Source organism: Leeuwenhoekiella marinoflava DSM 3653 (assembly GCF_900129005.1).
In the GTDB taxonomy this organism is placed as follows: domain Bacteria; phylum Bacteroidota; class Bacteroidia; order Flavobacteriales; family Flavobacteriaceae; genus Leeuwenhoekiella; species Leeuwenhoekiella marinoflava.
In genome coordinates this window covers 283,684-309,170 of the sequence record NZ_FQUN01000005.1, presented here as the reverse complement: position 1 = coordinate 309,170, position 25,487 = coordinate 283,684, and the positions used below count along the sequence as shown (strand labels likewise).

The 25,487-nt window shown below is 39.5% G+C and carries 10 protein-coding genes; all 10 read left to right on the top strand.

Annotated elements, in window-relative coordinates; translation table 11 throughout:
• Positions 1 to 8 precede the first annotated feature (8 nt).
• The 10 genes from BUB91_RS04870 (at position 9) to BUB91_RS04825 (ending at position 25,486) form a co-directional block, all read left to right on the top strand.
• A complete protein-coding gene (locus tag BUB91_RS04870; protein WP_073097692.1) occupies positions 9 to 1,934 on the top strand; it encodes a RagB/SusD family nutrient uptake outer membrane protein in 1,926 nt (641 codons plus the stop codon).
• 223 nt (positions 1,935 to 2,157) lie between these two features.
• On the top strand, positions 2,158 to 4,428 hold the full coding sequence (locus tag BUB91_RS04865; RefSeq protein WP_083557836.1) for a glycoside hydrolase family 3 C-terminal domain-containing protein: 2,271 nt from the start codon (positions 2,158 to 2,160) through the stop codon (positions 4,426 to 4,428).
• A 9-nt stretch (positions 4,429 to 4,437) separates the two neighbouring features.
• On the top strand, positions 4,438 to 6,396 hold the full coding sequence (locus BUB91_RS04860) for a sialate O-acetylesterase (RefSeq protein WP_073097689.1): 1,959 nt from the start codon (positions 4,438 to 4,440) through the stop codon (positions 6,394 to 6,396).
• 42 nt (positions 6,397 to 6,438) lie between these two features.
• On the top strand, positions 6,439 to 9,735 hold the full coding sequence (locus tag BUB91_RS04855; RefSeq protein ID WP_073097686.1) for a VCBS repeat-containing protein: 3,297 nt from the start codon (positions 6,439 to 6,441) through the stop codon (positions 9,733 to 9,735).
• Positions 9,736 to 10,292: 557 nt separating this feature from the next.
• Positions 10,293 to 13,685, top strand: coding sequence for a VCBS repeat-containing protein (locus BUB91_RS04850; RefSeq protein WP_073097684.1), 3,393 nt, complete (start codon positions 10,293 to 10,295; stop codon positions 13,683 to 13,685).
• 719 nt (positions 13,686 to 14,404) lie between these two features.
• Positions 14,405 to 17,596, top strand: a complete 3,192-nt coding sequence (locus BUB91_RS04845) for a SusC/RagA family TonB-linked outer membrane protein (RefSeq protein WP_073097682.1) — start codon at positions 14,405 to 14,407, stop codon at positions 17,594 to 17,596.
• Between the two features lie 10 nt (positions 17,597 to 17,606).
• Positions 17,607 to 19,505, top strand: a complete 1,899-nt coding sequence (locus BUB91_RS04840) for a RagB/SusD family nutrient uptake outer membrane protein (RefSeq protein ID WP_073097679.1) — start codon at positions 17,607 to 17,609, stop codon at positions 19,503 to 19,505.
• A 66-nt stretch (positions 19,506 to 19,571) separates the two neighbouring features.
• A complete protein-coding gene (locus BUB91_RS04835) occupies positions 19,572 to 22,634 on the top strand; it encodes a SusC/RagA family TonB-linked outer membrane protein (RefSeq protein ID WP_073097675.1) in 3,063 nt (1,020 codons plus the stop codon).
• Positions 22,635 to 22,670: 36 nt separating this feature from the next.
• Complete coding sequence (locus BUB91_RS04830; RefSeq protein WP_073097671.1) at positions 22,671 to 24,413, top strand: RagB/SusD family nutrient uptake outer membrane protein; 1,743 nt, start codon at positions 22,671 to 22,673, stop codon at positions 24,411 to 24,413.
• A 38-nt stretch (positions 24,414 to 24,451) separates the two neighbouring features.
• Positions 24,452 to 25,486, top strand: coding sequence for a DUF5627 domain-containing protein (locus BUB91_RS04825; RefSeq protein WP_073097665.1), 1,035 nt, complete (start codon positions 24,452 to 24,454; stop codon positions 25,484 to 25,486).
• Position 25,487 lies beyond the last annotated feature (1 nt).

Here is a 25,487-nt window from a genome sequence, read left to right as displayed (position 1 = left end):
AAATTATTATGAAAAGACTACAACTTAAAATGGCCGTTATAGCATTTTTCGCTATAGGTTTGATAGTTACTTCGTGCTCAGAAGATATACTTGAAGAGCAACCGAGAAGTGTATTTACTCCAGACTTTTTTCAATCGGAGACTGGGGTAGAAGGAGGAATAACAGCACTTTATACCCATTTGAGGTTTTTATACGGAGCGTGGAACTATTACAATTCTACAGAAACCGGAACCGATGAGTATACCTGGGCGCAGAGTGCAGATGGAAACTTTAAGGACATGGATTTGTCTGGAGTTGGCTCTATTATATCTACAAGTGCGCCCCCGGCAGGGCCCTGGAACAGTTGCTTTGGAGCTATAAATACTGCAAGTGGTATTATTGAAAATGCTGAAGCGGTAGGGATCTCTGATGCGCTGATTGCTGAGGCTCGATTTTTCAGAGCTTTTGACTATTTTCTATTAGTTCAGACCTATGGAGGAGTTCCTTTAGATCTGGGAGCCGGGGAACTACAATTCAATACCTCGACAAATCGTGGTTCTGTGCGTAATACCGTTCCGGAAGTCTATACCAAAGCAATATTTCCAGATTTAATAACCGCTGTAAATAATTTACCGGAAAACCCAAGATTAACCGGAACAGTAACTAAAAATACGGCACGCTTATATTTGTCAAAAGCATACCTGACGTATGCCTGGTGGTTGCAGAATCCAAACAATATTCCGACCTATCCGGAAGCTCCAAGAACCGATCCTGATGGGAGAGATGTTTCCTGGTATTTTCAGGAGGCGTATAATGTAGCTACAACCGCAATTGATAATCCTGGGCCTTATTCTTTACTTGACTATTTTTATGACGTACACTGGGCACCTAATGACAGGCATTCAGAAATGCTCTTATATGCTGATCATACTGAAGAAAGTGCTATTTATAATGGTGCTGATTTAGGCTTTGGTATATCAGGGGCCGAAGATAATGCCTCTGTATGGATGGCAACCTGGAATTATACGGCTATACGAAGCTCAGGAGCGTCAACGGTACAGCGTGAAGCCGCACAAAGTTATGGACGTCCCTGGACGCGAATGGCTCCTCCTGTAAATGTTTTTGAAGAAACCTTTGAAGAGAAGGATTTAGACTCCCGCTACGACGGAACCTTTGTAACAAGTTATAGGGGCAATTGGGATAAAGCGGGAGATACGACTCCTACCTATCCCAATGCTAATGGGCTTCCTATCGCCCCAGGAGATGCGGTACTTACCTTCTTAGATGAAGATAATCCGGCGGTGGATTATAACTCCGGAGATGGGGCAGGAGTGGGAGCAGGTGTCTTATCGGGCAGGTCAGACTTTGTGATTAATCCGGGAGGTATTAGCAGAGTGGTGTATCCGGGATTGTGGAAACTGGGCACCTATCGTACCGATAATGATGGAGGTCTGGGGTCACCAAATGCAGGTTTAACACGGCCCTATCCTATAGCCAAGTTTTCTGAATTTTATTTTATTGCAGCGGAAGCAGCAGTAAAAGGAGCGTCACCTCAGGCAGGCAAAACTTCAAGAGAATTAATAAATGTGATTCGGGCTCGTGCAGGAAGATGGCGTTTTGATAATGGGGAGCAAGAAGAACGCTTAGAAGATAATAGTGATTTGCTGGTAGATCAGACACCGGCAGAAATAACCATAGATTATATTCTAGAAGAACGATCCAGAGAGTACTTTGGTGAGGGGTATCGCTGGTACGATCTTGTACGCACTCAGAAATGGGAACAGTTTGCAGGCAGTTACAAAATAGCAGGTTCAGGTTATGGCGATCATACCCCGCAAACCTTTACCCGCACAATTGAACCCTTTCACTATTTACGTCCTATACCACAGGGTCAACTAGATGCCATGGAAGCTACAGATGCTGAAAAAGCAGCTTTCCAGAATCCGGGATATTAAAAATTGTTTGAGTGAGTATTAATTACTGTCCAAGTTTAATTGCGATTATTCTTGGATAGTTTTTATTTTTTTAATGGAGGTCTTACTTTAAATAAGGTAGAATTCTAAGTCCATTAAAGCTTATCCATTCTATATTTAATTGCGGTTAAAATAAGTTTGTTCACTTTGTTTTGAACTAAAAATCTCAACAACTTAAATTTTTTAAACCATCAATCCAGTACAGATGAATTTTATATCGTTTAGAATTATAATTCTTGCTTTCCTTGTGATTTCAATATTCTCTTGTGAAAGCAAACAAGAAGCAAAAACTACAACTTCAAAAAATACAGAGCAACAGGCAGATGGTATTCTGCCTTTTAGAGACATGCAATTGTCTACAGATAAGCGTATTAATGATTTGATTTCCCGACTGTCTTTAGAAGAAAAGATTAAACAGATGATGAACAATACACCTGGGGTCGAACGTTTAAAAATACCAGCTTATGATTATTGGAATGAGGCCTTACATGGTGTTGGCCGTGCTTCGGCAGCAACGGTATTCCCTCAGGCAATAGGTATAGGTGCCACTTTTGACACTGATCTTGCTTACAGGGTAGCTGAAGCCATATCAAGCGAAGCTCGTGCATTGTATAATGCTACGAGTGAAAAAGGCTATTACAACAGGTATAATGGATTGACCTTCTGGACTCCAAATATTAATATATTTAGAGATCCCAGATGGGGCAGAGGGCAGGAAACTTATGGGGAAGACCCTTATTTGACATCAATTCTGGGAACTTCCTTTGTAAAAGGCTTGCAAGGGGACAATGACGCCTATTTAAAAACGGCAGCCTGTGCAAAACATTTTGCCGTGCACAGTGGTCCGGAACAGGTCAGACACGAGTTTAATGCAGAAGTAAGTCAGAAAGATCTATGGGAAACCTACCTTCCGGCTTTTGAAGTTTTAGTAGATCATAAGGTTGAAGCGGTAATGTGTGCTTACAATAGCACTAATGGTGAACCCTGCTGTATAAATGAATATTTAATAACAGATGTACTGCGTAATAAATGGAACTTTAAAGGGCACGTCTTAAGTGATTGCTGGGCAATTCTTGATTTATACGTGCCTAAAGGTAAAGGAGGGCATGGGGCTGCAAGCTCTCAGGCCGAAGCTGCTGCACTTGCTGTTAAAAGAGGGGTTAGTTTAAACTGCGGGGATTCTTATGAAGCCTTAGAGGAAGCGGTAGCGAAAGGACTCATTACCGAAAAGGAAATTGAGCAGCAACTTGTTGTATTGTTGAAAACGCGTTTTAAACTTGGACTGTTTGATCCCAGGGGTAATAACCCGTATGACACCCTGTCCATGCGTATTGTAAACAGTAAAAAACACAGAGCATTAGCTAAGGAGGCTGCGCATAAAAGTATTGTACTCTTAAAGAATAATGGGATATTACCTTTAAAGAAAAATCTTTCAAAATATTTTGTAACTGGCCCCAATGCCACAAGCATTGAAATCCTCTTAGGGAATTATTATGGGGTAAACTCTAATCTGGTAACTATTTTAGAGGGAATTAGCGCCTCCATTGATAATTCAAGTCAGCTGCAGTACCGATTGGGAGCTATGCTCAATCAAAAATCCCTGAATCCTATTAACTATGCGACAGGAAACGCGGGCAATAGCGATGTAACCATTGTAGTTTTAGGCCTGTCCAGCACCTTACAGGGAGAGGAGGGTGATTCAATAGATTCTGACACCGCCGGTGACAGATTGGATTACGGCTTACCCGCTAATCAAATAAAGTATCTTGAAGACTTGCGTAAAGCTGCCGACGAGGACGCTGAAGATAAAAAACCTATAGTCGCTGTGGTAACCGGGGGTAGCCCGGTGGACTTAACCCGCGTGCAGGAATTAGCAGATGCTGTTTTATTTGTATGGTACCCGGGCGAAGAGGGAGGAACCGCTGTTGCAGATATACTTTTTGGGGAGGTCTCTCCATCCGGCAGATTGCCTATAACATTTCCTAAGTCATTAGAGCAGTTACCGCCCTACGAAGACTATTCGATGGTGGGACGCACGTATAAATACATGAATGCAGACCCCATGTATCCCTTTGGTTTTGGTTTGAGTTATTCTACGTTTACCTATAGTGAAGCAAAAGCAAATGCAACCACAATAGCTAAGGGTGATAATGCCTCAATAGAAGTTACTGTGACCAATACCGGCAGTGTAAAGGCAGATGAGGTTGTTCAAATGTATATCTCAGATCTTGAAGCTTCGGTAAGAGTACCTAACTTTCAACTGATAACTACAAAAAGAATCACCTTAGCTCCCGGAAAATCAAAAACCTTAGATTTAAAGGTTAAGCCTCAGGATTTTGAACTTGTAACAGAAGAGGGTACCCGGATTACGGAGTCAGGAACCTTTAAGATATATATCGGCGGTTCTAGCCCTATGAAAAGGAGCGAGGAGCTTGGTGCCTCAAAAATGGCTGAGTTGGAAATAATTGTAAATTAATTTGAAGAAATGAAAACCGCGCAACTCCTCAGTATTATTTGTACATTTTTGATAGTTAATCCTGCTTTACAAGCGCAGTTAAAGCTTCCCCGCTTAATTAGTGATGGTATGGTGCTGCAGCGTAATGTAGAAGTTCCGGTATGGGGATGGACTGAAGCTAATGCGGCTGTAACCGTTTCTTTTAATGATAAGGAATACAACACACAGGCTTCAGCAGATGGATCCTGGCAAGTTAAATTAACAGCAATGAAGGCCGGGGGACCCTACGAAATGCGTGTAGCCGGCCGTGATACGCTAATTGTGAAGGATATATTAGTCGGGGATGTATGGCTTTGTACAGGGCAATCCAATATGGTACATCAGCTTGACATTCATGACGTGCGCTATGCTGAGGAGATAGCAACAGCAAACAACTCTGAAATAAGACACTTTAAAGTCCCTATCAGCACGAGTATTTCGGGACCGCTACAGGATTTATCAGGAGGTGTCTGGCAACAGGCAGTGGGGCAGGAAGTACGGCCTTTTTCTGCTGTGGCTTCTTTCTTTGCAAAGAAGATTTATGAGCGGTATAAAATACCTATCGGCTTAATTAATGCCAGCGTAGGAGGTACACCTATAGAAGCCTGGATACCAAAAGAAGCTTATAAAGATTTTCCTGAAATTTTGGCTATTATTGAAGAAAACAAGGATACCACTTTAGTCAATAGTCAACAAAACTCAGGCCTGCAAAATTCTGAACAGAAGGAGGTAAAAGATAAAGGTTTATCAGGGAAGCTTGCCTGGTACGATGTGAATTTTAAGCCTAAAGACTGGAGAAGAATAAATATTCCCGGATATTGGGAAGATCAGGGAATAAAAGATCTAAACGGGGTGGTGTGGTATAGAAAAGAACTAGAGCTTCCAAAATCAATGGCAAATCAGGAGGCCAGGGTATTTTTAGGTAGAATAGTTGATGCAGATCAACTTTATATTAACGGGCAACTGGTAGGTGAAACCACGTATCAATACCCTCAGCGCAGGTATCAGGTTCCTGAAAACTTACTCAAGGAAGGTAAAAATAGCTTTACAGTACGCGTCACCAATTCCCGTGGAAAAGGTGGTTTTGTGCCAGATAAACCCTATTACCTGTTTACCGATAAGGATACCGTAGATTTAAAAGGCTATTGGCAGTACAAAGTGGGAGAGGTATTTAAGCCGTTTGATTACGGCGCTCTTGAAAATAACGCAACTGAAGAACCCCAAAAAAGAAGAATAAATCCTCAAAATGAACCTGCCGCTCTTTATAATGCGATGGTAGCCCCTTACAAAAACTATTCATTAAAAGGGATTCTTTGGTATCAGGGAGAAAGTAATACCGGAAATCCTCAAATTTATGATGATTATATGATTGCGCTCATCTCGGGATTACGCAGCGTTTTTAATAATCCTGAACTACCTTTTGTTTTTGCCCAGCTTCCTAATTTTATGGAGGTTTCCTATCTTCCATCAGAAAGTAACTGGGCAGCATTAAGGGAAGCCCAACTAAAAGCTTCTTCTGTTTCCAATACAGCAATGACCGTTAATATTGATTTGGGTGAATGGAACGATATTCATCCCGATAATAAAAAAGATGTGGGTGAGCGTATGGCACTTGCCGGATTAAAAATTGCCTATAATGAAGATATTGTCTTCTCAGGCCCCCTATATGACCATCATAAAATAGAGGGCGATAGAGTCATAATTACATTTAAGAATGCAGGAAGCGGACTTATTACAAATGATGGAGAAGAATTGAGTGAATTTGCTATAGCAGGCAAGAATAAAAAATTTGTATGGGCAAACGCAAGGATCGAAGGGAACAAAGTGATCGTTTGGAGTGACCAAATAAAAGATCCGGTTTATGTACGTTATGCCTGGGCTGACAATCCTGACAATCCCAATTTATATAATGAGGAGGGCCTGCCCGCTTCCCCTTTTAGAATAGAATAAATTTTAAAAGAAGTATATTATTTATTTAAAAATTATACCCCTATGCAGCTACTTAAATGTAAGGCGATAGCAGTAGTTCTTCTCCTTTTAATTTGCTCGTGTGCAGATGATCGTATCGCTAAAAAAGAAACCAGCGCAGAAACGCTATTCACCCTAGTCTCCAATGACCAAACCGGGATACATTTTAAGAATACAGTAGTAGAAACATCAGCATTTAATATTCTCAATTATTACGATATGTATAATGGAGGGGGAGTTGCATTGGCTGATTTTAATAATGATGAATTGATCGATATTTATTTTACATCAAATCAGGAGTCTAATAAGCTGTATATAAATAAAGGTGATTTTCAATTTGAAGATGTCACAGATAAAGCAGGGGTTCAGGACACTGAAGGCTGGACTACCGGAGTAACAGCGATAGATATTAATAATGATGGGTGGATGGATTTGTATGTCTGTAAATCGGCATCTATAGCTTCAGACCGGCTTCGTACAAATAAATTGTTTATCAATCAAAAGGACGGCACTTTTAAAGAAGAGGCTCAGCAGTGGGGATTAGCAGATGATGGATATTCTATCCAATCCTATTTTTTTGATTATGATAACGATGGAGATTTAGATATGTATCTGATTAATCATCGCAATGATTTTCTGAACTCGGTAGATTTGAAGGCTATCGTTGAAGATCAGAATTTTTATTCGCAAAACTCAGATCATCTGTACCGCAATGACGGTTCAGCATTTACAGATGTTACGGGAATTAGCGGGCTCATTAATAAAGAATTCAGTTTAAGCGCGTCTATAGGTGATTTTAATAATGATGGCTGGTTTGATGTTTTTGTAGCTAACGATTTTATCACTCCAGATAAATTATACATTAACAATAAGAACGGAACATTTTCTAATAAGATCAATACCCAGCTGCAACACATCTCATACAGCAGTATGGGGTCTGATTTCGCAGATATCAACAATGATTTTTTACCTGATTTATTGGTGTTAGACATGTCTGCCGAAGACCATCGCAGAGGGAAACAGAATATGGCCAGTATGAATACAGAGGGATTTTGGTGGATAGTGGAGGCTGGATTTCATTATCCTTATATGTCTAATGTACTGCATCTCAACAATGGTAATGGTTATTTTAGTGATATCGCTCAGGTATCAGGCGTTTCTAAAACCGACTGGAGTTGGGCTCCTTTACTTGCAGATTTTGATGGAGACGGCTTTAAAGATATTTTCATTACAAACGGGATCAAACGGGAGATCGCAAATCAGGATTTTGGTAATTTTTTAGATGCGAATCAAGATTCATTACAAGACATGCCCCTTGAGGAGATTCTTAAAAATATGCCTTCTGAAAAATTACAGAACTATGCATTTAAAAACAATGGAGATCTTACTTTTAAAAAAGCAACGAATGAATGGGGTTTAGATTTGGCTGTAAACTCTAATGGAGTGGCTTACGCAGATTTAGACAATGATGGGGATTTGGATTTGGTTTTAAATAACCTGGAGGATCAGGCCAGCATTTATAAAAACAATGCGACCACAAATTTTATTTCTATAAAGCTTACCGGAGATAATCAAAATAAAAATGGAATAGGAGCTAAGGTTAAAGTTTTTACAGACAGCACGCAGCAATATCAGGAATTATTTCTCTCCCGAGGTTATCAATCTTCAGTTTCTCCGGTACTTCTTTTTGGGGTAGGAGAAGAAAAAATAATAAACCGGATTGAAGTAGTTTGGAATGATGGTACGCTATCCACTTTGGAGCAGGTAAAAGTAAATCAAAGGATAAACATTTCTAAAAGCGAGTCTGAACAGGGGGTAGAGACTAATATTCATAGGCCTGCTACCTTTCAACGCGTAGATCCAATCACACTCGGTATTACCTATAAACATCAGGAGAATGTCTTTAATGATTTTACGAAACAGGTTCTTTTACCTCAAAAGCAATCTCGGCAAGGACCAGCTTTTGTTACCGCAGACATTAATAATGACGGGCTTACTGATATTTTTATTGGAGGGGCCTTAAATCAATCTGGAGAAGTCTATATACAGTCTGGAGATGGAAAATTCAATAAAACTTCTCAGCCGGCTTTGGAACTTGATAAAGCTTATGAAGATAACGGAGCCCATTTTTTTGATGCTGATCAGGATGGAGATTTAGATTTATATGTAGCGAGCGGCGGGTATGAACTCACTGAAGGTGATGCGCTGTTACAAGATCGGTTGTATCTCAACAACGGCTCAGGAGCGTTTAGTAAGACCTCTGCACTGCCTGATATAATGACGAGCACTAAGGCAGTAACCTCTTTTGACTATGATAAGGACGGCAAGTTAGATCTTCTGGTAGGCGGCCGCGTCATTCCTGGTAAGTACCCTGTCTCCCCGAAATCTTATGTGCTTAAAAATGAAGGCGGTAAGTTTATTGATGTCACTAAAGAAATAGCACCCGATTTAAATGCACCAGGGATGATAAATGAAATCATACTTTCCGATTACGATGGGGATAATGATAAAGATATTATAATCGTAGGGGAATGGATGCCGGTTACTATTCTTAAAAATGAAGATGGAAAATTTCACAATACCGAGATTCAGTCTTTGTCTGATACGCAGGGATGGTGGAACACCATCAAAGCGGTTGATTTTGATAAGGATGGAGATATGGACTACTTTGTAGGAAACCTTGGAAGTAACAATAAGTTTCATCCTACTAAAGAAAAACCACTGCACATTTACGGTAACTATTTTGATGAGGATAACAACTACGATATGATTCTCAGTAAGTTATATCAGGGGAATCTCGTGCCGGTAAGAGGTAAAGAATGTTCCACAGCCCAGAATTCATTTGTAAGTGAGAAAATTAAAAGTTACAAAGAATTTGCAAATTCTACACTCACAGATATTTATGGAACAGAGGGCATTAAAAACTCCTACCATAAAACGGCAACACTGTTTGAGTCTGTTTATTTAGAAAATCAAGGTAACGGTATATTTATCGTAAAGCATTTACCCACGACTGCACAACTGGGACCTACGATGTCTTTTGTATTTACAGATATAAATCAAGATGGGCATCTTGATGTTATAGGATCTGGTGCTATTCACGAGACCGAAGTAGAAACTGTAAAGTATGATGCTAATGTAGGCTACATTCTACTCGGGGATTCGGCAGGGAATATGACACCTTATAAAGATTTTAGCTTTTATAATGATTTGAATGCTAAAAAGATGAAGCTAATTACACTGAACGAGTTTCCCCATCTCTTTATTGCAAATAACAATAGACCTCTAACGGTTTTTAGACTCAATACTGCTGAAAAGTAAATTTTAATTTACTTTCCAGCCCTAAGTATTTGAAACAGAAATGTTTTCAGAATTCTAAAGAAGTAGGTTTTTAAATGAAAACCTGAGTGATTTGTTACCACACCACAAGTATTTGTAACCCTAGATAAATTTAGGAGGAGATGATTCAGTTAACTTAGCTCAAGTAGATTTGATAAAGACTTGTATTTAAAGTTAGTTTTCTTCAATGTTATAAGTGTGTTATTACAAAGAGAAAACACCAAACCGTCTGAAATCAGTTTCAGGCGGTTTTTTAAATATAACGGACAACAAATCTATCTGCATTAAAACTACTAAGAATTTCTGACGGAAAAAATTTTAAAAATAACCGGCATTTAATGAGCTCTCATCAATCCAGTAAAGCAGGTAAGTCTTTCATCTCAAAATAAGTCGGATTACTCAGTTCATTCTGATAAGTTTAGGAAATTCAGAATATAATTTTTTAAAGCATTTTAGAAAGTAATAATTTAAAAGTTAAGATTCTCTTTTAAGTAGATACAAATTCTTTATCTGGGAATAATTAAAAGTTGAGGTATTCAATGAAAGCACAAAAATCTTTGATAAGCGTCTTTATTTTGATGAACTGTATTTCATTTATGAGTTGTTCAGACGCGCCACTATTTCAGGAAAAGAAGAAAGAAACTACAGGATTGAATTTTGAAAACAGAATTACTGAAACTTCAAAATTAAATGTGGTGACTTATGAATATATGTACAACGGCGGGGGCATAGCGATAGGTGACTTGAACAACGATGGGTTACCTGATGTTTATCTTTCCGGAAATCAGATCGCTAATAAATTATTTCTAAATAAGGGCAATTTAAAATTTGAAGATATAACGCAGCGAGCTGCCATTATTGAAAAAGAAGGTTGGAAAACAGGCGTGACCATGGCAGACATAAATGGAGACGGCCTGCTGGATATTTACGTATGCTACTCAGGAAACGGACCGTCAGAAGGTGTTTCAAAATCCTTAATTGAAAACTATGAACGACGTGCAAATCAACTTTTTATAAATCAGGGTATAGATGAAGATGGGATTCCTAAGTTTAAGGAAATGGCTAAAGAATATGGTCTGGATGCGGTGGGGACTTTTAGTACGCAAGCGTATTTACTGGACTATGATCAGGATGGAGATCTGGATCTTTTTTTACTGAATCATGCCAATACCTTCAGAAGCAATATTTTAAATATCAAGGATTTAAGGACTAAAAGACATCCTTATTTTGGCAATAAACTTTATGAAAACAGGGATGACTTTTTTATAGATATTTCTGAAAATTCAGGTATTAGCGGAAGTGAAATCAACTTTGGCTTAAGTGCCGCAGTAAGTGATCTTAATAATGATGGCTACCCGGATATTTTTGTGACAAATGATTATTCTGAACAGGATTTCTGCTACATAAATCAGAAAAACGGCACTTTTAAAGACATATCTCATACGGCATTTGGCCATTTTTCGAAGTTCTCCATGGGATCTGATATTGCAGACCTAAATAATGATTTACGGCCAGATATTTTTGTGGTTGACATGTTGCCTGAAGATAACTACAGGCAAAAGTCATTAAAGGGGCCTGACGCTTTTAACAGGGAACGCATGCTTGTAGACAGCGGGTATCATCGCCAGTATATGCGTAACACGCTACATTTGAACAGAGGTTTTAAGCCAGATACCACATTAGTGTTTTCTGAAATTGCCCAAATTTCGGGAATCTCAAATACAGATTGGAGCTGGGCTCCGCTACTTGCTGATTATGACAATGATGGGCTGAAGGATATTTTTATAACGAATGGATACCTGAGAGATTATAGCAATCTTGATTTTAATAACTATACGGTTTACGAAGCTTTAGACGAGGCCCGTGCAAAAGGTGAAGAACTGGACTTAGGACTTTTAATAAGCAAAATTCCTGCTACTAAAACGCCCAATTATTCCTTTAAAAATTTAGGAGATCTTAGGTTTGAAAACACATCAGCAACTTGGGGCTTAGATAAAAAACAAGTTTCAAATGCTGCGGCTTATGCAGATTTTGATAATGATGGGGATCTTGATTTGATAATTAATAATCTTAATGAGCCGGTTGCGCTCTACGAAAACACGATTAGTGAAAGAAAAGATTCCCATTATATAAAAATACAGTTAAAGGGATCTGGAAAAAATACGTTTGCTTTAGGATCTAAAGTGATTCTGACTCTGAGAAACGGGGAGCAAATAGTTCAGGAAGTATATTATGGAAGAGGCTATCAATCCTCAGTTGAACCTGTATTAACTATAGGCTTAGGGAAAAATAATTCAATCCCGAGGGTAGAGGTGATTTGGCCCTCGATGAAAAAAACCGTACTCGAAAATGTTGGGGCAGATCAAATTGTTGAGCTTTCAGAGAAAGAAGCCAACGCAACAGAGAAGGCTTTGCCAGTTCTTAAACCAGATATCTTAACCGAAGTCACCAGGGAGGCAGGGCTTGATTTTGTTCATAAAGAAAACAATTATGTAGATTTTTACAATGAGAGTTTAATTCCCTATCAGTTATCAAGAATGGGGGGTAAAGCGAGTGTAGCCGATATTAACGGAGATGGGAATGACGATGTCTATTTTAACGGAGCTAAGGGGCAATCTGCTCAATTATACTTAGGGACCGATGCGGGTGCACTAATTTTAAAAAATAAGGAGCAGCCGTGGACTACCGATTCTCACAAGAATAAGGAAGATACGGCATCCCTGTTTTTTGATGCAGATGGTGATGGAGATTTAGATTTATATGTGGTTAGTGGGGGCAATGAGGCTTTTAATGGCAAAGAATATTATCAGGACAGATTATATATCAACGATGGAGCAGCCAATTTTACTGAGGCTCAGAATGCTTTACCCGATATGAGATTTAGCGGGGGAGTTGTTACTGCCTCAGATTTTGATAAAGACGGGGATCTCGATCTGTTTATAGGAGGGCGTGTTACCGGTAATGGATACCCGTTATCCCCGCGGAGTACACTCCTTAAAAATCAAACTAAAAATGGAATAGTTCGTTTTATAGCAGAATCCAATCCTGAGCTTGATAATATAGGCATGGTGACAGATGCCGTATGGGAAGACATAGATAACGATTCCTGGCCTGATCTTATTTTAGCAGGAGAGTGGATGCCGGTATCCATTTTTAAAAATAAGAATGGGACGCTTATAAATAGTACAGAAAGTTATGGGCTTTCTCATACAAAAGGATGGTGGCTGAGTCTGGTTGCGACAGATATTGATCAGGATGGGGATACGGATTTCCTTTTGGGCAATCTGGGATTAAACACAGAATTTAAAGCTTCTCCAGCTGAACCAATACGATACTACATTCAGGATATTGATTCCAATGGACGTATAGATCCGTTGCTTACCTATTACAATCAAGGAGAAAGTTATCCTTTACCGGGAAGGGATGAATTTTTAGGGCAAGTGCCTGGTATGAAAAAGCATTTCAAAACATATGACAGCTATGCTAAAGCGACCACAGCTGTTGTACTTAACAAAGCCAATATCAAATCTGGTTTTATTTTAGAAATTGAAGAACTGCGTTCTTCTTACCTTATAAATAACGGTAACGGAACTTTTGAGATGCGGAGTTTACCAAGAGAGGTACAAATTTCTGCTGTGCAGGATTTTATTCTGGAAGATTTTAATGGAGATGGACAAAAAGAGATTTTAACAGCGGGTAATTTGTATCCTTTTCGTGTAAATATCGGTCAGATGGATGCTTCTCTTGGGGCCTTGTTATCTTTTGAAAACGGGAAAATTACAGACTTGAACGCATCAGAAAGGCTTTGGTTACAAGGAGATATTCGCGATTTGAATATAATGCAATTCAAATCAGGAGAAAAACGTTTACTAGTATCCCGCAATAATGATAAGGCGAGTTTGTATACTATAAATGCTTTGGAATCCAACTAAATCCTATTTTTCAGACCTAGTAGGTATTTGTTCGGCGTACGCGCTTACTGAGCATCACAAGTCCCACCTATCAATCACACTTGGTTTTTTCACAGAAAATCACCCCCTTTTTTTAATACAGCCTATTTTGACTCTTTGTTTTTGTTTCAGATTTTTTTTCAAGCGTTAACCAGTTTTTAAGTGTCATTAATTCAAAGATCAGATTTGCTCTAAAAACATCAATTATTTTCATCTAAAACCATGTTTACAAGAAGCTGGCTCTTTTTTTATCATGGTATTTTTGAATTTAATTAACTTTTCGACTACTACGCACACTACCGGACCTAACAGAAGATTTCTCTGTCATATTCAGATACATTTGTGTCGGGATTCTTTGCTAAACCCCTATAAATTATACGCTTTCTAAGATACATGTTATATTCCAAAAAGTATATGTAACATAACAACAACTCTCATTTCAATTTAGCAGATACATTTGTATTGTAACAAAATGTTAACAATTTGATGATTTTTGGATATCAAAGTTATCAATGTCACAATCAGCTCAAAATTTTAAAGTTTCCTTAACAAGAATGTTTTTTAAGCGATGCAAAACTTGAGTTAAAATGAATATTTAGCGCAATCGTTTGAGAAGAGCAAATACAAAAAATACAAATTAGAAGTAATTAATCACGAAATCGATTTCTCGAATAATTTAAATTGGAAAGCCAAAACGTAATATGAAAATACCATTATTTAAAATTGCTCCAGCATCAAAAACTCTTCTCTGTGGAGTGGCATGCATGATTTTGTTTTCTGGGGAAGTCTTGTCTAAAAATGTTACCGTTTATGATGCTAAAGAAGTAGATCAACAGATATCTGTAACCGGTACTGTTGTCTCTGCAGAAGACGGTCTACCATTACCTGGTGTAAATGTTCTTATAAAGGGAGTATCAGGAGTTGGTACCGTAACAGACTTCAATGGGGAGTATTCTATCAATGTATCTTCATCAGAGAGCGTGTTACTTTTTAGTTTTGTTGGTTTTGAGTCTCTCGAACGCACCGTAGGTACTAATACAGTCTTAAATATTTCTTTACAGACCGATCAGCAGTCTCTTGATGAGGTGGTTGTAGTGGGTTATGGAAAGCAGAAAAAAGAAAGTGTTGTTGCGGCAATTACCCAAACAACAGGGGATGTGCTGGAGCGTACGGGTAATGTGCCCAATATTGGATCAGCCTTGGCCGGTAACGTGCCGGGTGTTATTACCACATCAAGTACCGGTTTGCCTGGAGACGAAGACCCACAGATATTTATAAGAGGTCAAAGCAGTTGGAATGGGAGTGGTCCATTGGTCTTGGTAGATGGTATAGAACGACCACTGGGTACAATAGCAGCAAGTTCTGTTGAGACCATAACCGTTTTAAAAGATGCCTCGGCAACAGCTGTATATGGTGTGCGCGGAGCAAATGGGGTGATATTGGTTACTACAAAAAGAGGTAAAACCGGTAAAGCAGTAATTAGAGCCCGTGTGAATACAACCGTTAAAACAGCCTCTAGGCTTCCGGGTAAAAAAGACGCTTACGATACATTCTTAGTACGTAACCGAGCGATAGAAAATGAACTTTCAAGGACCCCGGCTGCGTGGGGAGCTTACATGCCACAGGAAATTATAGATAAATACCGTTTTCCTGCAAATTTAGCTGAGAGTGAGCGCTATCCTAATGTTGACTGGAATGATGCCTTATTCCGGGAATTTGCACCCTCTTATAATGCCAACTTAAATATAAGCGGAGGTTCAGAATTTGTAAAATACTTTGCAGGCGTTGATTATCAACGGGAAGGAGATTTATTGAGAGCATACGATAATGCGAGGGGTTATGATCCTGGTTTTTCCTACGACAGGTTAAATGTGCGAACAAACTTAGATTTTCAGCTAACTCCAAGCACGGTGCTAAAGGTGGGGCTTTCCGGCTCTTATGGGGTGCGTAAAACGCCTTGGGACTTCAACTCAAACCAGTATGTTTATTGGAATGCGGCTTACACAACTCCTCCTGATATTTATTTACCACAATATTCTGATGGAACCTGGGGGTATAATGCACCAGAAGGTGGGGGCCAGGGTAACGCAATACTTGCACTTGCTGTTAGTGGAGTTCAGTATCTTACAAATACGCAGCTTCAAACGAATTTTACCTTGGAGCAGGATTTAGATTTCATTGCTAAAGGTCTAAGTTTTAATGGGACGTTAGGGCTTGACAATACATTTGTAGAACAAAACAGAGGGGTTAATGATCTCTTTAATAGTCCACAGGAAAAGTATATAGACCCAAATACAGGAATCGAAACTTATAGACAAACCTTTGATTCAAATACGGGCTTTGATTTTCAGCAAGGGGTTCGATGGAACAGTGCACCGGGAGAAGTAAATAATGGTGCAGCTTATAGAAGATTGTTCTATCAAACACAACTTAACTATGAGACTACAATAGCTCAAAAGCACGCCTTTACTGCAATGGGGCTTTTTAATAGAAATGAGTATGCGACAGGAAGTGAGGTTCCTTTTTATAGAGAAGATTGGGTTTTTCGTACTACTTATGGCTATGATAATAGGTATTTACTGGAATACAACGGGGCGTACAATGGGTCAGCTCAATTTGGGCCGGAATATAGATTTGCATTTTTCTCTTCCGGGGGTATTGGGTGGAATATTTCTAATGAAGGGTTTATGGAAAAATTACCATTCATAAATAATCTTAAGTTGAGAGCTTCTTACGGGGAGATTGGGGATGATTCTCAAAATCGCGGACGATTTTTATACCTCACACAATGGGCTTATGGTGGTCAGGCTGTTATAGGTACACAGGGGGAACAGGCAGAATCTAGCCCGTATGTATATTTTATTGAAGATGCCGTAGGTAATCCAGACGTAAGTTGGGAGACGGTTAAGAAAGCTAACGTTGGTCTTGATTTTGGATTTCTTAATGGAGCAATTAGCGGAAGTATTGATTTATTTCAGGATGAGCGTGTAGATGTTTTAATCAATGGAAATGACAGAGCTATAGCCGCTTATTTTGGTACTACAGCTCCTACAGCTAACCTTGGAGCTGTTGAGAATAAAGGGTATGAAATTGTTCTTAATCTTAAACATAGCTTTAGTGCCAACTTCAGCATGTTTGCAGATCTGAATATGACGCACGCAAAGAATAGAATTCTGGAACGTGATGATCCGGAGTTGTTACCGGATTATCAAAAAAGATCCAATTTCCTTATAGGACAGGCACGTACGTTTTTAGATTCTGGTTATTACAATACTTGGGATGAATTGTATGGTTCTACCCCTTTTAACAGCGCAGACGACTTCAAACTACCGGGAGGTTATCAAATCAATGATTTTAATGCAGATGGTGTCATTGATAGTTTTGATCAGGTGCCGTATGGGTATTCTTCCGCTCCTCAAAACACCTACAATGCAACAGTAGGATTTAACTGGAAAGGTTTCAGCGGTTTTGTGCAGTTCTACGGAGTGAATAATGTAATGCGTTATGTTAATTTCCAGAGTCTGGTAAATCAAAACAATATTGTTTATGACGAAGGTTCGTATTGGAGTAAAGACAATACCAATGCAGACACCCCGATACCGCGTTGGCTATCCTTGCCTAATGGCGCATCCTATGGATCCCGATACTTATACGACGGGTCTTATGTGCGCCTTAAGAATGCTGAAATAGCCTATACATTTAATGAAGAATCAAAATTTCTTCAAAGTGTAGGCTTATCGAGCCTGCGTTTATTTGTAAACGGTAACAACCTAATATTCTGGTCTAAACTACCGGATGATAGAGAATCAAACAATGCCGGTACAGGGCTCGCTTCACAGGGGGCATATCCCACTGTAAAGCGTTTTAATCTAGGATTAAATATCACATTTTAAAATTGTAACTATGAAAAATTGTATTCGAATTATACTTGGGTATTCACTAGTGATGGTATCTCTAGTATTACTATCATCTTGTGAAGATTATCTTGACAAGGAACCTGAAACAATTGTCGGGCCTGAGGAAGCTTTTAAAAATTTTGCAAATTTTCAAGGGTTTACTGAGGAGTTGTATATGTGTATCCCTGATTTTTCAAATGCATACTGGACCAATTCTTTCAATTGGGGTGATGATGAGATCACTTCTGCAGATATGAATTACCACATTGTCAACAAATTTGATGATGGTGATTTCTGGGGTTGGCAAAGAGAATATGATGGTTGGGGAGCTTCTTGGCTCGATCGGGGAGATGCTGCATCGCGAAACAACGACCGGTTTACTAAAGATATCTGGAATAACATGTGGTATGGTATCCGTAAAGCCAATCTGGGCTTAGAAAATATGGATTTACTCACCGATGCCACCACAGAGGAAAAAAACTTCATTAGAGGGCAGCTTTTATTCTTCAGAGGTTGGTTTCATTTTCAACTCATTCAATATTTTGGTGGTTTACCTTACATAAACAGTGTTCTGCCCAGTGATGGTGCATTACGGGAACCACGATTAAGCTATCGCGAGTGTGCAGACCTGGCTGCCGCAGATTTAAGGGGAGCTGCAGATCTACTTCCAGTCAACTGGGATGGAACACAACCCGGTAGCAGAACACAAGGAAAAAATGATCTTAGAATTAATAAAATCATGGCCTTAGGATATCTGGGCAAGAACTACTTATGGGCGGCAAGTCCTTTAATGAATTTTGAATCTACAGGAGCAAGAACCTATGATGCAGAATATAGTAAAATGGCGGCCTCGGCATTCGGGGAATTACTCACATTAGTAGAAAACGGAGGAACACCGTATAGTTTATTAGCGTTTGAAGATTACAGTGATAATTTTTATACCATTGGTCAGGGTTGGCGTATACCGGGAGGTACTGAAGCTATTTTCAGAGGGCCTTACTTTGGAGCAAATGGCTCTAATTACGGTACTACAAAACAATATCAGCCGGCAGTATTACAGGATGCAAGTAACTTTATGCCTACGGCAAATTATGTGAACTATTACGGTATGGCTAATGGTCTGCCTATCACAGATATCACTAAACCTGATCCTGTTTCCGGATACGACCCACAATATCCCTGGAAGGACAGAGATCCTAGATTTTACCACGACATTATCTATGATGGTGTTCAGGTGGTTCAAGGCTCTATGCCCGATGATGTGGAAGCAAATCGCTATGCAAATTTATTTACCGGCGGTAGTTACAGAGATGTAAGTACAGGCAGCCGTACGGGTTTCTTGAATTATAAGTTTATCCCTATTACTGCAAATAGATATGATGATGGATTTAATTATGGTAATAATTTGAATTTACACCTGCCCTGGATGCGTCTTTCTGATGTTTATCTAATGTATGCAGAAGCAGCTGCCCAAGGCTATGGTAGTCCTAACGGAAAGTCTGGCAATTTTTCAAGAACAGCAATAGAAGCAGTAAATGTGGTACGTGAACGTGCGGGAGTAGGACCGGTAAGTATCACTGGAGGCGATGATGTCGCCAGCGGTTTAGGAGGATTTATGAGTGAACTGCGCCGGGAGCGTGCCGTAGAACTGGCATTTGAGGGGCATCGTTTTAATGACTTAAGAAGATGGATGCTGCTTATCAGCAAGCCCTATACTGTAAAAACTTCTCTTGAATTTGATAGAGCTGGTGATTTTAGTACAGAAGATCCAACCTTAAACCGGGTGTTAAATATCAGAGAAGAAATTATTCTTGAACGTAATTACTCCTCTAAACATTACTGGTTGCCTTTAAAAACAGCTGATGTTAGTTTGTATGAGGAGTTTTCCCAAAACCCCGGATGGTAAAACTAAAAATCAAGAATGTTTTTAACATAAGGCACTAAAAATTATATAATCCAAACGTAATAGTAAATGAAATACTTACAAACAAAAATTGTTCTGTTTGCCTTAATTGCTTTATTCTCCTTAGAAGTCTTTGCTCAGGATGATGAGCAACTAACTATTGAGGCTACGGTCTTAAATAGCGACGCAAAACCAATTGAAGGGGCAATTATTAAAGATCAAAGGGACAATACTTTGGCGATAAGCGATGATTTTGGTTTTTTCACCACAACAGTCGATCAGGATTCCTATGTGAATATAGCTGCTTCAGGTTATAAATCGTATACCGTTAAAGTAGATGATGAGGACCTTGGGGACATCATTTTACAAGAAGGATCTGACGATGAAGTTCAAATAGCTTTTCGTAAGGTCGATAAGGAGAATATAATAGCAGGAGGTGTTTCTTATGTAGATGTTCCTGAAATTTTAGAGAAGAATTATACCACCTACAGTTTGGATGGATTAAATGCTTTTGTAGGGGGATTTAACGGAGGAAATATTTGGGGAACCAGTAATTATCTGGTTCTTGTGGATGGTGTTCCAAGAAGTGCACAGAGTCCCTTACCTATAGAAATAGATCAGGTTACTTTTCTTAAAGGTGTTTCAGCGGTTGCTCTATATGGAAGTCGTGCGGCGCAAGGGGTTGTTTTAATAACCACTAAGCGCGGAGAGATAGGCGATCAAAAAATTGATGTACGTGTAAATGCTGGTTTGTTTGTTCCTAAAAGATATGCAGAGTATCTAGGTTCTGCAGAATATATGACGTATTACAATGAGGCACGTGCAAACGATGGGATAGACCCTCTTTTTACTGAGGAGACCATTTTTAATCACGCTTCAGGCAGTAATCCTTACAGATATCCTAATGTGAATTACTATAGCGATGAATACCTCAAGAAGGTTTATCAAAGGTATGACGCGACGCTGCAGATTTCCGGAGGTAATGAACGAGCACGTTACTATACAGATGTAGGCTTTTTTAGAACCGGAGATCTTGTTGACTTTGGGCAAGCTCAGAATAACAAAACAGAACGCTTTAATATTAGAGGTAACGTAGACTTAAAAATAAACGATTGGATAAAGGCATCTATAGGTACAAATGCCACGTATTACAATGGTCGCGGTGTGAATACAGATTATTGGGCGAGTGCCGCTAACACGAGACCTAACAGATTTACACCTTTCGTTCCTATAAATTTTATTGACCCGGGTAATGAGTCCGCTCAAATTTTAATAGACAATAGCTCTACTATTGTAGATGATCAATTTTTGCTGGGAGGTACGCCATTAGATCAGACGAATTCCTTTGCAGCTATTTACGCCGGAGGGTATAATACGTTTACGAGTAGAGAATTTCAATTCAATACTTCGGTAGATGCAGATTTAGGAGGTTTTCTTAAAGGGCTTACGTTTAATACCATGTTTGGTGTTGACTATTCCACATCGTATAATCAATCTTTCAATAACGAATATGCAGTTTATCAACCTTTCTGGAATAATGTTAACGGAGAAGATGTTATTGAAAGGATAGACCGGTTAGGTGCAGATGCTTCAAATGGTATTCAGAATATTAGCGGCAGCTCCTATCAACAAACGGTTTCTTTTTCAGGACAATTTAATTATAAAACCTCTTTTGATGAGGATCAGCATTTTTCTGCAATGTTGATCGCCGGGGGTTGGCAACAATTACAATCTGGAGTATATCACCGGTTGAGCAGTGCTAATTTAGGATTACAGTTGGCTTATGATTACAAAGAAAAGTATTACGTACTTTTTAATGAGGCTGCAGTTCATTCTGCCAGATTTGCAAAAGGGCAGCGCACAGGGTATTCACCTACGGCAACACTTGCCTGGAAAATAGGGAAAGAAGATTTCCTTTCAGATTCTTCGATTGTAAATGATCTGCAACTCTCCGTTTCTGCAGGGGTTTTAAGTACTGATCTGGGTATTGATAATATACAAGGAGCTGGTGATAATCCTTACTTTTTGTCTCAAGGAGTATATAATCAGTCAAATGGTAACTATTACAGTTGGAGAGACGGGGCTTTAATAAGAACGACAAACTCTTTACAAGGGGAGAATTTGGACTTGACTTTTGCAAGAAGAAAGGAGATTAATGTAGAGCTAAAGGGATCTTTGTTTAATAATACCATAGATTTTCAGACGGCTTTTTTCTCAAATCGTGTTAAGGGAAATATCATTCAGGCTTCTGTCTTATATCCCAGTTATTTTACCAATGGTTTCCCACAATCGTCCTTTATCCCGTATATAAATTACAATAACGATGATCGTATCGGGCTTGATTTTGATGTGACCTACAATAAAAACTTTGGAGATTTTGAATTAGCTGTAGGTGTTGCGGGGCTTTATTATGATACAAAAGCAGCACAGCGTGCAGAAGAGCAGTTTGAGAACGACTATCAGTTCAGACAAGGTCTGCCTTTAGATGCGCGCTTTGGTTTACAGAGTGATGGATTTTTTGAAAACGAAACGGATATTGAGAATTCCCCAAACCAGAGTGCTCTGGCAGGAGGTAATGTTGCTCCAGGCGATATAAAGTATATAGATCAGAATGGCGATGGGGTTATTAATGATCAGGATCAGGTCTATCTGGGTAAAGCCGGCTTTAACGGGCCTCCCTTATCCGGAGGATTACATATTACTGCAAAATGGAAAGATTTAACCTTCTTTGCACTTGCTACAGGACAAACCGGTGCCTACGGGATAAAGGATAGTCCTTATTTTTGGATCGATGGTGAAGACAAATACTCAGCAGCAGTAAGAGATCGTTGGACTCCGGCGACTGCCAGTACTGCAACCTACCCCAGATTGACCTCACAAAGCGGGGCTAATAATTTCAGATCATCAGATTTCTGGATGTATAGTACAGATCGTATTGATCTGGCAAAAATTCAGGTCAGCTATGATTTACCAAAAGCAATCCTGGGGAACTCTCTTTTCAAAAGCCTGAATATTTATGTAAGCGGTTCAAATCTGCTTACTATTTCATCGGAAGTTGAACTGATGGAATTAAATATAGGAGGCGCACCTCAGACGCGATTTTATAACCTGGGAGTTAGAGCTCTGTTTTAAAAATAATTTTACAAGCATATATACATATATAGAGGTATGAATAATAAAATAGTATACATATTAATAGCATTTCTAGGGCTAACAAGCTGTGAAGATCTTTTTGAACCCGCCATTGAAAATATACGTGACCTGGAGGATGCCTATGAAGAGGCTACTTATGCAGAAGGCCTTCTCATTAACGGATACATCAGGATACCTACTTTAAACTGGTCATTTAATGATGTAGCGACAGATGATGCGGTCTCTAATGATATTAACAATGCCTATAGACAGGCGGCAACGGGGAGATGGGCCTCTAACTATGACCCTTTTACACAATGGCAACGGTCAAGATCAGCAATCCAGTACTTAAATATTTTTCTTACGGAGGCTGATAATGTGGAATGGGCAACAGATCCTGATATAAAAGAGCTTTATAACAGGCGACTTAAGGGGGAAGCCTATGGCCTTCGGGCATTGCATATGTACTACTTGTTACAAGCCCACTCAGGAGAAGCAGAGGGTAACCTCTTAGGAGTTCCATTAGTACTGAGCCCTGAAACCCCGGATTCTGATTTTAATATTCCCAGAGACACCTTTAAAAACTGTTTTAATCAACTCTTAAGTGATCTTGATAGGGCCGAGCAGATGCTGGCATTGGATTTTGAAGATATTACAGACCCCAGCTTACTGCCCAGTGGCTTAACAGATATTAATGATTATAATCGTGTTTTTGGAGAACGCGGAAGACAACGTATGAGCGGGCGTATTGCCAAAGCGATTCGGGCACAGGCAACATTACTTGCTGCAAGCCCGGCATACAGCGATGCAAGTGGCATAACCTGGCAGCAGGCAGCGAACAGTGCAGGGGCGGTGCTGGCATTAAATGGGGGTTTAGGTGGTTTAGCTCCTGACGGGCACACCTGGTATGCCAATACTTCACAAATAGCAGCTTTAGAAACAGGATCCAATCCACCTGAAATTTTATGGAGAGGTGACGTAGGCAATAGCAACAACCTGGAAGCAGAGCATTTTCCACCTACACTTTTTGGTAATGGGAGGTTAAACCCTACTCAAAACCTTGTTGATGCATTTTCGGCAGCTAACGGCTATCCTATTACTGATCCTGCGAGTAATTACGATCCTAATGATCCTTATACAAACAGAGATCCACGGCTTAGAACGTATATTTTAGTAAATGGTGCCACAGCAGGCGTTAATAATTCGCCTGTAGTTACCGCAGCAGATGGCACTACAAATGATGCCCTTAATGCAGAGGCAACGTCAACACGTACGGGCTATTATATGAGAAAGTTACTGCGGCAGGATGTAAATCTGAACCCTCAAACAACCACACAACAATTGCATTATGTTCCTAGAATCAGGTACACAGAGTTATACCTTATTTATGCTGAAGCGGCTAATGAAGCTTTCGGGCCCTTGGGGACAGGATCATTTGGTTTTTCAGCGTACGATGTAATTGCTGCAATACGGTCCCGTGCAGGTATTACACAGCCCGATGCCTACCTGGAGTCTATTAAATCTGATGAAGCTGCAATGCGGGATTTGATTAGAAATGAGAGAAGATTAGAATTGTGTTTTGAAGGGTTCAGGTTTTGGGATCTGCGTCGCTGGGGACTTGATTTAACAGAAACAGCTCAGGGTGTCAGCATCGAGAACGGGACTCCTCAAATCATTACTGTGGAGCCGCGTAATTATCAGGACTACATGCAATATGGACCGGTACCCTACAGTGAAATTTTAAAATTTGATGCGCTACAGCAAAATCAAGGTTGGTAGATCGCAAGCGTTTAATGCTATAATAAAATAAAATACAGATGAAAATAAACTTTCTTTTAATGATTCTTGGTGCAGTTGCTCTTTTTACTTCTTGTGAAAATGGCGATGCAGAATTTCCTGATTTTGAATATAATGCCGTGTATTTTTCCTATCAGTATCCTGTAAGAACGATCACCTTAGGAGAAGACCTGTTTGATACCAGTCTTGATAATGAAGGAAAATGCAAGATTTTTGCCACAGTTGGAGGAGTATATGAAAATGAGCAAAATATCACCATTGATGTTCAGGTAGATAATTCGCTGGTAGATGGATTTCTTTTTGGCGCAGATCAGGGACCTGTGCAAGCGCTTCCGGCAACGCATTACACATTAACCTCTAATGAAATCAGCATCCCGTCCGGCTCGTTGTCAGGTGGGGTAGAGGTTCAGCTTACAGATGCTTTTTTCAATGATCCAAAATCATTGAGCAATAATTATGTAATACCCCTAAGAATGCTGGGTGCAACGGCTGTAGATACCATTCTTTCGGGAAGGCCACAAGTAGATAATCCACGACGTGGCGTTTTTACAGATTGGGCTGTACAGCCTAAAGATTTTACTTTTTATGCGGTAAAGTATATTAATGATCTGGAAGCTTTTTATTTAAGACGTGGTCAGGATATCATTACCGGTAAAAATGGCAACACAGCACTTAACAGAACTGAAACAAGAAGGGAGCAATATGTAGTGGATGATGAGATTGTATTTCTGGATTCTAAGGCAAGATATCAGGTGAGTTTTCCTTTATCACTTCAGGATATTGAAGGTAATGACTTAAATATTGTTTTATTGCTCAATTTTGACGAGGAGGGTAATATAACTGTAGAATCTTCAAATCCATCAGAATATACGGCTACCGGAAGCGGAAGTTTTGTTAAAGACGGCGAAATAAATAGCTGGGGATCTCAGGATAGGGATGCACTTTACCTTTCCTATGAAATTGATACTGATGAACTACAAATAAGTACTCAGGATACACTTGTAACCAGAAACCGAGGTGTTTCCGTTGAAACTTTTGCTCCCATATTGCAATAAT